The sequence below is a fragment of the Dactylosporangium sp. NPDC051485 genome (genome assembly GCF_040682015.1).
Classification (GTDB): Bacteria; Actinomycetota; Actinomycetes; order Mycobacteriales; family Micromonosporaceae; genus Dactylosporangium.
The window spans coordinates 13,727-28,393 of sequence record NZ_JBFAZW010000127.1; the positions used below are offsets into that span (position 1 = coordinate 13,727).

Below are 14,667 nucleotides of genomic sequence, written 5' to 3' on the forward strand. Positions count from 1 at the left end.
CGACCCGCATTTAGCCCGTCCGGGCGCCTTGCTTGACAAGGCGCCCGGATGCGGTCGGTGAGCGTGTCGACGAACCAGGAACCAGGCTCGAACGGGCGTCCCCAGCGGTTACCGCAGTTGCCAGTGGACCGCCGCAGCAGCGACCGCTGCTCCTCAGGATGTGACACGTTCGTACAGGACTCCGTGCTGGTTGCGCATCAGCGACTCGATCGACGTTGCGAGTTCGGTGTCGTGCACGAGAAGTCCGAGTTCGACGTTGTTGTTCTCAGCACTGTACGAGAAGTTTGCGCTGGTCATCAGTGTGAGCGTCCGGTCGATGACGATGAACTTGGCGTGGCTGACCAGGGGCTTGGATGCGCCCGGAAGCGTCAGCGTGTGGTACACGGTTGCTTTCGACAGATGCGCCGCGACCGCGGCTGACGACCCGGCGTGGGCATCCAGGTAGACGGTGACGCTGACGCCCGGCCGCAGAGACGCTGCCCGGAGAGCCGTCCACATGTGCGAGTGCGGCGTGAAGTTGAAGCTCGAGCAGACGACCGACATGCGTGCGTCGTCGATCAGCCGCTGTACCTCCGTGGTGAGTCGGCCGGTGGTCGCCTGTGCGCCGGGCATGGTCCAGACGGGCGTGATGGCGGTACGGATCGCTCGGGCGCCGGCGATTGCCCGGAGTACCGCCACCGACGCCTCGAGGCGGTGGTGGCCGAGGTCGGCGTCAGCCAGGCGCCGCTTGGCGTCACCGCGTCGGGTTGCGTGAATCTCCTTGAGCGCCTGGGTGGTGCTGTCGCCAGCCCGCAGCGCCGCAGCCAGGCGTTCCGCCTCGAACCCGGTGAGGTAGGCGCCCAGCGCGGCGTAGGGGTCAGCTGCCATCGATGGTGCCGAAGAAGCTGGGCACCTGGTCGCCGTTGCCGGTCGGCAGGTTGAGCAGGAACCGTCGGTCGAGGAACCGGTTGGCGCGCTCGCATGAGGTCTCCGAGGCGAAGCTGCAGCAGTGGCACGCCGCCCCGTGGAGAAAGTCCTCGGGGTCGCGCGGGGTGCGTTGCGCGCAGACCGGGTCGGAGGAGCAGCGCGCGGCTCGGCGTAGAGCGCCTGTGACGAGCCCTTGCAGCCGGTCCGGGTCGCTGAGCGCGACGAGGCCGCCGAGGGTGCCTTCGCTGTCCGAGGCGGTGGTGCAGATGAGGAGCCCGGCGGCGGCTTGGCGTTCGGGGGTAGCGGTCCAGGCATAGAGGCGTTCGTTGAGGCTGGCCGCGCCGTAGCCGCAGGACATGGCCATCTCCCGGATCAAGACGTGGGCGAAGGTGTGCACGAGCCAGTACCGGGGTGCAGGGAAGCGAGTGTTCGGGTTGATCTGGGCGGCGGTGTTGGAGAAGCGCCGCTCGAAGTTGCGCCAGTGGGCCGATCGGTGCGCCTCCCACAGCGGCGAGGCGAGGATCTGCGCCTCCCACGAGGCAACGGCCGCCTCATTCAACTGCAGGAAGATGCCCTCGCCGCGATCCTCGGTGGCCGGCACCCAGGCCGGGCGGCCGTCGCGCGTGAGCTTCACCAGTCTTGAGTCGAGGTCGCTAACGCGGTCCATCTCGTCGATGCGGGTGAACCCGATGACCGCGTTGATCTTCTTCATGCGGTTGACCGCGATGACCCGATGGACGGCGGCAGGAAGGTGTGCGCTTTTGGGCATCTCGGTCACCATCAGCCCGCTGGCGTTCTCCTGCTGCGCGAACAGCGTCGGCTTCTGCAGGTAGTTCCACTCGGGGACGAGAAGCTCAACCGGGTCCCACTGGCGCAGTTGTTCCTTGCGTTCTTCCTCGGAGGGAGGCGGGGCCTGCGCCTCCTGGGCGGCGGCGACCAACTCGTCGTCGGTGACCCCGGTGAGGTCACATTTGTCCTCGATCAGATCACGGAGCATGTCCGGCTTGGTCTTGTACTTGTCGAGCTTCTCGGGGGTCAGGATGATCCGAAGCTTTGTGGCCAGCGCGGCCTGGTCTTCCTTGTCGGTTCGTGGCATGACGATGATTGACTGGGTGGAGGCGAACCACAGGTTGGACGCGCCCATCATCATCAGGTGCGTGTCGATGCCGCACTGCTGATCGAAGGCGTTGAGGTGGGGGTGACGTCCGCGGCAGACGGGCAGCTTCCGCCGTCCGGCCTCGCCCTGGGCCTCGCTCATGCTGCGCCGCTGCTTGCAGCGTTCGCAAGTGATGACCGCGCCGGCGCCCTGTCCGACGTTGCTGTCGCGCAGCTTCAGGTCGGGCTGCGGCGCGGCCGGACAGGCACCGCCCCGGTGCACCCACAGCGCGTAGGGGAACTCGTCAAGGTGCCCGTTCGGGCAGGCGAGCAGATACCGCGCGGGCACGGCCGGGCTGCGCCGGGTCTTGCCCTTCGTGCCGGCCTTGAGCCCTCGGCCGGGACAGCTCACGTGCTCAAACATCGCCAGGTCCGGACGGAACGGGTGGGTGTTGGTGTAGGTGAACCGCGAGAGTGGGCCAAGGTAGTCGCAGCCGGTGCAGCGCAACCACTGTGGGAATACCCGTGCCGGGATGCCGAGGTCGGAGCCTTCCTGGGACTGCGCACGGGCCTTCGGCTGCCACGGGAACGGCCGCAGCTGCTGGACCCGCGGACCGAGGTGCAGTTGGACCACCTTGAGCAGCCGCGGTTCCTCGATCGTCGGCACGGTCGGCCGACGCTTCCAGATCGGCTCCCAGTCATCCAGGCCAGCCGGCATGATCGAGAATTGCGGCAGGTCCATGATGGAGCCGACGCCGTACGTGTAGAGCAGCGACGACGGGCGCGCGGAGCCAACCTTGGCCCGGTTCTTCGCCTGGGACTGCTCGCTCTCGGTGAGCGGGTCCATCGGCACCGCCGACTCGAAGATCATCGGTTGAGCGTCGGGGTCGACGGTCACGACTGGTCCCCTTCCGTCGGCATCTCCCACTTCGGCGCGCCATCGGGCTCGACGACGAACAACCGCTCCGGCAGCGGGCTCACCAGCAGGTTGATCTCCGGCTGCACCTCGCGCATCGAATTCGCGATGACAAACGGCGCTCGCTCCTTCAGGCCCTGCTGCGCCTTCGCATGCTCCGGGCTACTGATTAGCGGCAGATTCACGTTGCCGTCACCGGTGCGCTCGTAGACGAGGGTCTGGCTGGCCTTCTCGGCGTACCCGGCCCGGGCGTTCCACTGGTCGAGCCGGTTGATGAGCCGCAGCCGCGCCTGTTCGGCGACCTTCTCCTGCTGCGAGGCAGCCAGGATCCGCGTGTGCAGGCGGTCGATCAGGGCATGGAGCGCAGGCTCTTCTTTATGTATCCGCCACGCGCTGCGCTCCGGTGACAGGCCGTCGTCCCGATGAGCCTGCAGGACTCGCGCGGCGCTGACGAGCACGCCGTCGATGCCGCGCTCCAGGGACGTCGGGGAGAACGGCGTGACGGACAGCGCCTCGACCTGCGCGTAGAACGTCTCGTGGTAGTGGCGGAACTGCTCGAAGTGCGCCAGGTCCCGCGGCCGGGCCCAGTTACCCAAGGCGACCACCAGACCGGGCCGGTTGTTCGGGTCACGGCCGACCCGGGACGACGCCTGGATGTACTCGGCGGTGTTCTTCGGCTGCCCGACTACCAGCATCAACCCGAGCCGCTGCACGTCGACCCCGACCTGGAGCATCGATGTCGCCAGCACCACGTCGAACGGGTCCGCCTTGGGCCGCGCGACCTTCTCACCGGCGTCGGCGTGTTCGAGGCGTTGCCGCATCGCGGCGGTCGTCGACCAGCCGGGGTCGAACTCCAGTGCCAAGTTGTCCAGCGTCCGGCCGATGTCCGCGGACGCGATGCGTGAGGTCAGCTCGCCGGTCACCAAGCGGCCGTAAGAGCCCTGCCGCCGCGGGAAGCCCGAGCCGGGCCGGGGCTGGCGGATCCGGTTCTGCACGTCGTCAGCGACGTAGCGGGCCATGCCGGCCAGTTCACGGGTGGCGTTGAAATACCCGACCAGCGTCATATATGGGTCAGCGGCCGACCCGGCACGGTCGAACAGCAGCTGCCCGGCCAGCAGCAGCACCTCGGCGACCCTAATCTCTGCGCTCGACAGCCGCACACCCTGCGCGCTGACCCCGATGTAGCGCCGGCCAGGAACGGGCCGTTCCGACTCATCAACGTTCTCGTCTGGCTGATCGGCTGACGACCGGACCGGCAGTTCCTTCGAGAAGTACGTGTCGGCGACGTCGAGGACCTGCGGTGGGAAGATCTCCACTCGCCGCCCGTACAGCCCGCGGACCTGGTCATCGGCCTTGCGGACCGTCGCCGTCGACGCGACGATCATCGGCCGGACCGGCTTGCCGTCGGCGGTCTCCCAGGAAGCAAGCGTCTCCACGGCGACCTCGAACAGGCCAACCGACGTGCCGAGCGCGCCGGTGATCAGGTGCAGCTCGTCCTGGATGATCAGGTCCGGCGGGCGGAGCCGGCCCACCGGCCGTACTGTCGCCGCGGGCAGCCCCGGCTCGGCATTGTGGCCGGTCTTGATGTCGCAGCCGGCGAAGTCGGGATGCACATAGCCGTGCCGCCCACAACGCCGCCCGACGTAGCCGAACAGCGCCGCCGCCTCCCCCTCGCGGGCCAGTCGAGCGAACTTGTCGACCGTGGCGATCACGAATGCGGGCGGCATCCGGTAGATCTCCTCGTCCACCGTTAGCATCGGCAGCCCATCGGGGACCGCGCCGCCCTTAGCGAACGGGCACCGGCCCAGATCGTCACCGCAGTACACGAACACCCGCCGGGTTGTCTTCTCGGCCTTGACGTTCGCGGCGCCGATCGGACTGCCGCACCATGGGCAGCGCTGCACCTGCAACACCGTCAGCCGGTGCCCGCCGTAGGAGCTGGCCTTCTTCAGCTGCTCGTCGGCTTCGTCCCACCGCTTCGGGCTGACGTCGGTACCCACCCACAAGCCGATCCGGAACGGCTCGCTGCCCCATTTGCTTTCGTCGTCACGGCGGGCGAGCTCGGCCGCGCAGACGAGTGCCGTCGCCCGCTGGAACTGCTGCGCAGTCAACAGCCGCAGCGTATACCGCATCAGCACCGCTACACCGTCACGACCGTCGAACTCGCCGTCCGCGGACGCCATTTTGCCGTGGCGGCGACGGATTGCGAACGTGTACGCCGCCAGGCCCAGGTACCCCTCGGTCTTGCCACCACCGGTCGGAAAGAACAGCAGCTCGACCCGCGACATCGACCCGCTGCGGACCTGCGCCGTCGGATCCGTCAGCGCCGGCAGCTGCATCAGGATGAACGCGAGCTGGAACGGCCGCCACGACGACGGCTTCTCCCGCTCGGCGGCCTCGACCTGCGCGCGGGCCTCGTCGAACGACAGGTTTGGGTCGGAACTGCGCCGCGCCGAGATCTGCGAGTGAACGCGCTGGTCGCGCATCACCCGGTTCATGAACGTGAAGCACTCGAACGCCACCGGGTCATCCACCACGTGGGCGAGCCCGGCGGCCAACCGCTGCTGCGCGACCTCAGCCTCCTCGACCACCTCAAGGCCGAGATCGCGCAGATGTGCCGGCAGTTGCTCTGCCTTCGTCCGCTCACCCGCCAACCACTTCTTGTACCCGTCCACCAGCGGTGCGAGCCCGTCCCGCACCTGCTCCGGGCCGGCGTTCGCCAGGGCGTCCATGCCCAGCAGCGCCCCGTCAACCGCGCGGGCCTGCGTCTGCGGGGTCTCGGCCACCGGCAGCCACGTCGTCCACACCGCCGTCGCCCGACGGGCGCCCGGCTCGACCTTCCAGTCCACCGAACAGGTCCGCCCAACCGCGAACTCCAGCCGGTTGCGGTACTGCAAGTGCAGCCGGCGCATCTCGTCGTCGTGCTCCGGCCACTCCTGCTCCAGCACGTCTCGCACCGGCAGGAACGTTGCCGCACTGCCCGCGTCGACGTGCAGCTTGGTCTGGAACAGCCACTCGTTCACCGGGATCGTGGGCGGCGTTTCCCGGTCATTGCACAACGCGATCTCGACCAACCGCCGGCCGAACCTCGTGTCCTCGTACACGTCGATGCGCAGGCATACGTCACCGGTCAGCGTCCGCGTGTAGGTTCGGCCCGGCGTCAGGTCGGCGACCTCGATCTTCTCGACGATCTCGACGGGGGTCCGCCGGTACTGGCGGATCTTCCGGCCCTTCTTGTCGACCTCGCCGGTAGCGACGCTCTCGTAGGTGCCCCACGACGCCGTCACCGTGAACTCGGCCAGCTCGTCGGGCACCTGAAACCGCAACCCCATCGTCGCCGGGATCATCAGTCCCTGCTTCGGCGCCTGGTCGTCGACGTCGTCCTCGTCGCTGTCCGCGGCCGTGTCGTCCGCGGCGAGCACCGGCACACCCCGCTGGATGTGCGGACCCTCGACGTCGCCGCGCACGTCCGCCAGACCGTCACCGTCCTCGACTGCCGCCAGGTCGACCCGCTGCTCGGCCAACTTGACCGGGGCGATGTGCCCCACCAGGTACAGCTGGCGAGGACTCACCGACAACAGTTCCTCCGGGCCGCCGGAGGGGCCGAGCAGCTCACGCTCCAGGATGTCGACCAGGTTCTCCCGGACCGCGTACGAAGTGCCGTCCAGCTCGTGCGCCAGCCGGAATCCCGGCGCGGGATCGGTCACAGCAGCGTCTCCTGTGCATCGTCGATTTCGGTCGCCTTGCGCGCGCGGCCCCTTGCCGCCTTGACCGGCGCCTTCGGCTGTGCCGCCGCGCGGCGCAGATTCTCCGCCAGCAGGCGGTCTAGGATCTCCACCCGGGCCGCCGGGCTCACCGTCCAGCGGGTCATCTGGCGGTATGTGTGGAAGCCGTGCTCAAGTGACACGTCCGACCAGCCGTAGGCGTCCATCACTGCATCATCCAACTCGACGTGGATCTGCCGCATGCGGGCGATGTCCGGATCGTCAGCGTGAGCGAGCTGTGGGTCGTTGACCAGGTTGTACAGCTTCGTCAGCCCCAACTGGCGGCGCAGCATGATCTCACGCCGCTCGCCATCAAGCGTCACGCCGGCGTCTTCGAGCCGATTCGTGGACTGCGGGCGCGGTAGCGTCGTGAACACGTCGGACGGTGTATATGTGACGTCCGTTCGCATAGTGGAGCCATATTTGATTGCCCATATCTGGTGCACGTTCGACGACAGTACTGCTTGATCGGCAAACGAGTCGGTAGCGAACACGCCCAGCTTATGGCTAAACACCTGACCGGTGGGGACGCGCGCCGGCATGACCGACTTGCTAACCAGCGCGATGACCAATACCTGATCCAGCTCTGCAATTGCTTGCCGAAGAGCTGGCCGCTTGTCGCCGTATTGCCACCAGCGGTCTCGAAGTGCCTTTCGGTTGACCTTGGCCCGCTCTGGCTTCACCAACGCTTCTGCTCGAGAAAATGGGACCTCATAACGGGAAGAATCTTCGGCAGATCGGTCATTGAAGTCGATGATCCAACGTGAAGCCGAACAGTCAGGTCGGGAGTTGAGGTCCTCCCCGTTGAGATAAGGGAACAAGACCTCCCGGTTGTGACTATCCTCAGCGATCCACGCCGTGGCCTCTGCCGCCTCAAGCACGAACCCAATACCAACCACAGAGCAGCCCAGGAAGGATATGCCATCATTTTCGACGAGCCGCTGAGGGCTTCCCGCGACCTGACCGGCGGGCTCGAGCAGCGTAGAAATCCGTAGGCAGGGAATGCCGTCGACTATCCGCGTGGCTGCCTTCGACACCGGTCCGCGAGTGCCCCACGCCGCAGCGTACTCAATGTTCGCGCTGGCTGATGGCCAGGGAGCACTCCGTACTCCACGGGTCAAAGTGAGCCCACGCTGGACCAGTTGGTCGAGGCCCACTTCACGAGTGTCGCCCTGAGCCACTGTGTTCGTGGCAATGAGCCCGAGCGCTCCGGTCGGTTTGAGTAGGGCAAACGCGCGGGTTAGGAAGAATGCGATCAGGTCAGCATTCGTGCCGCGGGCGCCCCAGGCTACCCGATTCACCAACCACTCGCGAATGTTGGTGCCCAGAGTCCCGGTTAGTTTTGGACCACCGAGGAATGGCGGATTGCCGATAATCGCGTCAAAGCCGCCGTGGTCGACCAGAACATCGGGTACTTCGAGTACCCAGTGCAGTGGCTGCCAGCGTTCGTAGTCGGTCGGGACAGTTGGGGTCAGCCCTTCCTCGATAATCGAGTCGAGGGGAGTTGGATCCGGCACCTCATCGTCGGTCGGGAACGCGGCGCCGACCGCCTCGGCCAGATTTTCGTACGCCTCGTTGAGGGCTTTGCCGGGTTTTCCACCGAGGCGCAGCCCAGCCGCGATCACGCCGTCGGCCGCCACAGTGAGCTGCCGGGTCAGGTCGTGCAGCCGGGTGAGCTGGCGCTGCTTGGCGGTCGTGCTGCGCTGCGGATCGTGCTCGCGAACCTCGCTGGCCAGTTCGCGGCGCATCTCAATTGCCCGTCGGATGACACTGTCCATGTCGAAGGCGAACAGGCGTGGCTGCTGGGTGTCTGGTGGTGCGATGTGCAGGTCGCGCAATTGCCGAAGGTCGGTGAGACCGAGCAGTGAGTTGCCGTGGAAAATCTTGTCGTCGACGAACGAGAATGGCAAATTGCGGTCGAGCGAGACGAGCCAGAGCGACAGCTTACACATCTCGACCGCCATCGCGTTGATGTCGGCTCCGTAGAGGCACCGGGCGACAACCTCACGAACCGCGTGCTGGTGCAAGTCGCGCCGGTGCACGATATCCGGGTCCTCGGCCGTCCACGCCTCGACGAGTCGGTTCCCGAGGTAGCGGGCCGCCGCGACGAGGAACGCGCCGGAACCGGCGGCGATGTCGGCGACCTTCAAGCCGAGGATTTCGTCGGAGCCGCGCAGCTTCCAGGTGTCCTGGTCGGCGGTCTGGTGCGGTCCGGGAACGTAGCAGAGCGGTTCGAGGGCATGCTTGACGACTTCTTCGGCGAGGTCCTTCGGGGTGTAGTGGGCGCCGGCGTTGCGCCGAGACGGCGTCTCGGTGACGAGCAGGCCACCGCTCAGCACCACGGTGGGCCTGCCGCGCAGATCACGCCGGATGATCGTCGCCCAGCGGCGCAGCCGTGCACGCAAGACATCGTCGTCCGCGGTGACTGCCCGCAGTTGGCGGTCGGCCTCTTCACTCGGTGTCGTGGCGAGGAGCTTGGCAAGCGCGTTGGGACTCGGTGGGGCGGCGGCGGACTGGTGCTCCCTGACCCACCCGATGATCGCGTTCGCGAGTGCAGTGGGCGTCGCGTGGGCGTCGGCCAGTCGTTCCAGGGTGGTGAGCGCGATTTCGGGTTCGGCGCCGAGGGTGCCTAGGAGGCCGACCTGGATGCCGGTCGTCCGGATGCAGGTGTAGCCGAGCAGGCCCTCGTAGATGTAGCCGATCTGCTCGACGTCGATGTCGCGGAACGAGATCCGCCGGGCGTCGCCGCCCTTGAGTTGGGCGACCTGGACCGAGCGCAGCACGTGCAGCATGACTCGGTCGGAGACCGGCAGGGCCAGCGTGCCGTTGTCGTTGGACGCGGTGAGGAACGGGAACCGGTCCGGGGCGAACAGCGAACCACCGTACGCGGGGATTCGCATGTCCTCGAACGAGGCACCCCGGTAGAGGGCTTGGCTGGTGGCCAGCAGCCGGTGCCAGGTGAGGTAGGTGCTGTCAAGGGACTCCTCGCCCTCGACCCGTTCGCGGTGTTCCAGGGCGTCGAGTTCGCCGCTGATGCCGTAGCCCTGTTGGAAGAGCCGGCCCTGCGGCAGCAGGCCGCGCTCCTCGGCGAAGAGCAGGAAGACCACGCGCATCATGGCGGTGACGGCCGCCGAGTAGATGTCGTGCGCGTCCTTGGGTAGCGGGTCCGGCAGCCCGCGGTGGCGGGACTCGGCCGCGGTCTCTGCAAATGCCTGGATCAGCAGCTCCACGGCGCGGCGGACCTGCGCACCGAGGGCCTCGGTAATCTCTTCTGCGGCGGCGACCGACTCCTCGAACAGCTTCGGCAGCCGCTCGTTCGGGTCGCCACCGATGATGTACTGCCGGGCGATGACGGTGAGGAAGGCGTTGCGGGTTAGCGGCTCCTCGGTCCAGGTCTGCGCGTCGACAATGCCGGAGGCGACCATCGCCTTGGTACGGGCGCAGACAAGCGCCCACCAGCGACCGTCGGTCACAATGCCGATCTCGACGCCGGATCCGCGCAGCATCGCCTCCATCCGGTCGATCGGGGTGGCTGCCCAGCCGTCGGTGCCGGTGTCGTGCAGGCTGTCGCACCGGTCGACGACACTCACGAGGGCGCCGATGCCGTCTGGGCCGCGCAGCGCGGCGTCCGGTTGGACCGTAACCCGCCGGTCCGGAGATGTGGCGGCCACGCCGGGTATGCTGTCCGGTCCCCAGGCCAGCGATTCACGCCAGCCGACCACGTCCCGCAGCGCCGCCTGCACCCACGCGTCGCGGACGTTGCGGAATTTTGCCTGGACGGTCTCGTCGTCCGGGTCGACGTCGAGCGCCTCCCACGCGTGATCGAAGGCGGGTTTCGCCTCGCGGAGCGCGTCGAAGCGGTCGGCAGTCAGGGCTGGCATGCCCTGCGGCCAGACACGCTTCAGTGGCGGAATCGCTAGGAACGGTCCGTCCGTCTCGACCAGCTCCAGCCAGGCGCGGTGCAGCTCTGACGCCGTCTTCGGGCGGAGGGGGCGGGTGGGCAGCATCAGCTCGCTCCTCGCTTCCGGGCGTCGGCCGGGGTCAGCGCGAAGACGACCGCGGCGGCGGTGGTGTGCGGTTTGACCTCGCGATAGCGATCCGTGATCGCCTCGACCTCGCGACGCTCCTCGTCCCCGAGTTCGTCGAGGCGGCGGCCCATCGCATCGATGTCGCGGCGACGCTGGCGCTGTTGCTCGTCAGGCATCAGCATCGGCTGAGGATTCTGCTCGGCCTTGGTCAAGAGCTCCAGCGACTCCTGGAGGTTGCGGCGGAACGCGGCGAAGATCTCCCGGGCACGGTTGACGTCCGACTCCTGCCGCTTAACCAGTTGCTCGCTCACCCGCTGGTGCCGCGCCTCGGCGCGACGCGTCATCGACTCGAGCAGCCTTGCCCGCAGCGGAGAGTCCGGCTCGTTCCACTCACGGGTCACGTCGGCGCGGACGACGGCGTCGCCGAGGACTAGCCTCTCTGCATCGAGGGCCTGGTCGAGCAGCTCCTCGGCACGCTCCTCGGCGATCGCTCGGCGACCGTGCAACCGCACGCCAGCCAGAAAGATCTCCTCGTGCAGGCGAAGGCCGCCGCGGCCGACCAGGACCATACGCGTGACCGCGGCGGCGAAGGACTCCTCCAGCCCTTCCACGACGACGGCGGTGACCCGGTGCAACGGTGCCTCTGCGCTCCACAGCGACCGGCGCAGCAGCCGCTGGGCCTTCTTGACGAGGGGATGCCCGAGATGGACATACACGAGGTCCTTGCGCCCGGCCGCCGCCTGATCGTCGAACGTGATCGGGCGCAGCACCCCCGGCTCGGAGCGTGTGTCGAGGCCCTTCAACGCGGGCTGCCAAGCCGGGCCGAGCGCCGGCACCGTGAACACGGCCGCGTCGGTGCGGTCGTCACCGATCTCGATCAGCGTCGGCTCGTGACTGATTCGCAGCGCGGTGTCTACCACCCGGCGCAGGTTGGCTGGGTCCAGATGCAGCTGCGCCCGGCTCTCGGCGTAGCCCTGTTCCAGCTGCGTGAGCCGGCTATTGAGATCCAGCCCGCCGGCCAGCGCCTTGTTGATCACCGTATTGCCGTCGATCCCGCCCTTCTTGCGCCCGGTGGTCGTTGTCCGGGCGAAGTGCTCCTGAATCTCCACGGCGATGACCTGGTTGACCGAGCCGAGATCCCGGGCAACGGTGACGACTTTCTTGGCGATCCGGCCCATAAAGGCCATGTCGGCGGTGTACGTCGCCGACGACTTGTCCGGCAGGAAGTGGAACACCAGTGGAGTCTCATGCTGCCCGTACCGGTCGATCCGGCCGATGCGCTGCTCCAGCCGTGATGGGTTGAACGGGATGTCGAGGTTGATCAGGCGGTGGCAGTGGTCCTGCAGGTCGATGCCCTCGCCGGCGGCGTCGGTCGCCAGCAGCACCCGGAGCGGGTTCTTGGTCGGCTCGTCGGTGAAGTGCTCCCGGATCAGCTCCCGCTCGTCGGTCGGTGTGGAGCCCTGGATGACCTCCAATACCTCTTCGTAGCCGTGCTGGACGAGGACCCGGTGCACCCATTCGAGGGTGTGCGCGTACTCGGTGAATACCACGATCCGCTCGTTCGACCACGAATGCGCCGGCCGGCAGATCGCGTCCAAGGCGCTGATCAGCGCATTGAGGCGAGCGTCGGGGCGGCTCTCGTAGCCCAGCCCCCACTCGGCCAGCCGCTGCAGATCGCCTGGCTGAGCGGCGACGAGCGGATCGCTGGACTTGCTGTGTCGCAGCGCGGTCGACTCGTCCTGCTCCCAGAGCCCTTCTTCCTCGTCGGACTGGCCCTCGCCGAGGATGTCGTCGTAGTCCCAGTCGTCCGGTGCGTGCCCGGTCGCCCGAGCGTCGAGGTACGAGCTCAGCGTCATGCCGAACGCCCACGGGCTGGACAGGAACCGTTTCTTGAACAGCATTGCGGTGATGTCGCCAGACGCGCCGGTCTTGTTCAGCTCGGCGCTCTTGGTCAGAATCCTGTCGAGCAGGGCGAACATCTCCTGCTCGTCGGTGTCCGGCGTGAACGGGATGACGCGCAACTCCCGCGGCTTGAACCCCTTCTCCGGCAAGTCCGACTTCAGGCGGCGGACCGTCACGTCCCGCAGCGCCCGCTCGTCCAGCAGCGCGCCCCGGCTGAACCGACGTGAGTCGATCATCTCCAGCAGAGCGGTGAACGACTCCGGGTGCCCGTTGTGCGGCGTCGCGCTCAAGAACAGCCGGTGCTCGCACTTGTCTGCCAGATCCCGCACCGCGATCGTGCGTTGGGTGTCAACGGCGTACCCGCGACCGCCGCCGATCGCCGACGGGCTCGCCGGCGCCACGTGGTGCGCCTCGTCCACGATCAAGATGTCGAACGCGTACCGCCGGGCCGTATCCGTGCTCGCGGCCTGGGCGTACACGTCGCGTAGCATCCGCTGTGCCCGGACGCTCGGCAGCCACGCCATGCTGACGATGACCCGCGGGTACAGCTGGAACGGGTTCGCGTGCAGCCCGTACCGACGTCGGACCTCACGCATCATCTCGCTGTTGACGATTGTGAAGTCGAGACCGAACTTGTCCCGCATCTCGTCCTGCCACTTCAGCGCCAGGCTCGGCGGGCACACGACGATCGCGGTCCGGGCCCGGTGCCGTAGCAGAAGCTCCTGTATCACCAGACCGGCCTCGATGGTCTTGCCCAGACCCACGTCGTCGGCCAGCAGCAGGTTCGTCCTTGGCGACGACAGCGCACGGCGCAGCGGCTCCAGCTGGTATGCCTCGACCGCGACGCCGCTATGAAACGGCGCCTGGACGCTACGGTCATCGGCCGACGTGACCGCGCCCCACCGCATCGCGTCGATGAAACCAGCCAACGTGTTCGGGTCGTCGAACGCGTCCGGGTTGATCTGGGTCGGTAGCCCCTGAGCAGGCGTAACTGTGTGGCCGACCTCCAGCTCCCACACCACGGTGAGTTCCTCGCCGAGGCGATCCTCGTCGAGGGCCTGCAGGGTGACGGCGTGGCTCAAGCCGGCGACGGCCTCGTCCGCTGGACTGCGGGGAAGACCCTGCTGCTGCACCCGGGCTACTGCCCACGTCGACCCGCGGACCTCAACCACTTGCCCAGGCTCGGGGACGGCTCGGTTGACGCCGCCTACTGGAGACTGAGCTGTCGCGACCATGGGGGTTGTCACCGACACACCGTAACGGAGTCGGGCGACTCCGTTACGTCCGACGTTCGGGTTGGTCGTCGGAGGAACTCGCCGCCGGTTGGGTCCTTACCATTCTGCTCCGACTGCGGCTCGACCTCATTGATTACTTATTCCGCGGTGGCGAGCACGGAGACTGTCCGGCTGAGCGGCCGCTGCCTGGGCGAGGCAGAGCTACAGCGACTCCCCGCAGCTGCGACAGGTCGACTCGCCATCCTCATAGATCATGCCGCAGCAGTACTTGGCGTCGCCGCCGGTCCCGTCGCCGCCCCACTCGCAGCCGAGCTCCTGATGGACGGCCAGGCCCTGCGGGTAGCCAAAGTCGACGTCACAGCTGGGGCAAATGTACGAGGTCACGAACTCATCCCTCCAGAGGCGACCAACCCGTAGCAGCGCGGCTGCCCGGGGGTGCGAAGAGGACAGTTACTCGGGGACGCCTTCATCGAAGTAGTCGCATTGGTCGTACTCGCATGTGGCCACATCGCAGTGGCCGTCCTTGTCCTCAAGACGGAGTGTCAAGTTCCCACACTTTGGGCAGCCCCAATAGTCGCTCACGTAGCCCACCATATCTTGACCTGATCGAGAAGATGGACAACTGGATGGTCCAGCGGAACGAACACGCTCGCCCGTTTCGCTGGACCTACGAGGGCATCCCGCTCAAGGAGGCAGGCTGCTCCCCACGGACTTCCGCGGAGCAGCGCTAGGGCCTATCTGACGGATCTTGAAACGGGTACTGTGTGGCGTGGCCTGTGATCTGTCCGATGTGGAATGGGAACGGCTCGCGCCGCTGCTGC

At 67.3% G+C, this 14,667-nt stretch carries 6 protein-coding genes; all 6 read right to left on the minus strand.

Translation table 11 applies throughout. The annotated features are described in order from the left end of the window. Positions 1–153: 153 nt before the first annotated feature. Positions 154–867, minus strand: coding sequence for a DISARM system phospholipase D-like protein DrmC (gene drmC, locus AB0M46_RS44085; RefSeq protein ID WP_363346284.1), 714 nt, complete (start codon positions 865–867; stop codon positions 154–156). Further along, positions 857–2,899 (minus strand): DUF1998 domain-containing protein, encoded by a 2,043-nt coding sequence (locus tag AB0M46_RS44090; protein WP_363346287.1) that lies wholly within the window; start codon positions 2,897–2,899, stop codon positions 857–859. Before AB0M46_RS44090 ends, drmC begins: the two co-directional genes overlap by 11 nt. After that, positions 2,896–6,624 carry a DISARM system helicase DrmA gene (gene drmA / locus AB0M46_RS44095; RefSeq protein WP_363346289.1) on the minus strand — a complete coding sequence of 1,243 codons (3,729 nt, stop codon included), beginning with the start codon at positions 6,622–6,624 and terminating at the stop codon, positions 2,896–2,898. The genes AB0M46_RS44090 and drmA overlap by 4 nt, the downstream gene beginning before the upstream one ends. Continuing rightward, on the minus strand, positions 6,621–10,688 hold the full coding sequence (locus AB0M46_RS44100; protein WP_363346291.1) for an SAM-dependent DNA methyltransferase: 4,068 nt from the start codon (positions 10,686–10,688) through the stop codon (positions 6,621–6,623). The genes drmA and AB0M46_RS44100 overlap by 4 nt, the downstream gene beginning before the upstream one ends. Then, complete coding sequence (drmD, locus tag AB0M46_RS44105) at positions 10,688–13,846, minus strand: DISARM system SNF2-like helicase DrmD (RefSeq protein ID WP_363346295.1); 3,159 nt, start codon at positions 13,844–13,846, stop codon at positions 10,688–10,690. Before drmD ends, AB0M46_RS44100 begins: the two co-directional genes overlap by 1 nt. A gap of 201 nt (positions 13,847–14,047) precedes the next feature. Then, a complete protein-coding gene (locus tag AB0M46_RS44110; protein ID WP_363346293.1) occupies positions 14,048–14,230 on the minus strand; it encodes a hypothetical protein in 183 nt (60 codons plus the stop codon). Between the last annotated feature and the right edge of the window lie 437 nt (positions 14,231–14,667).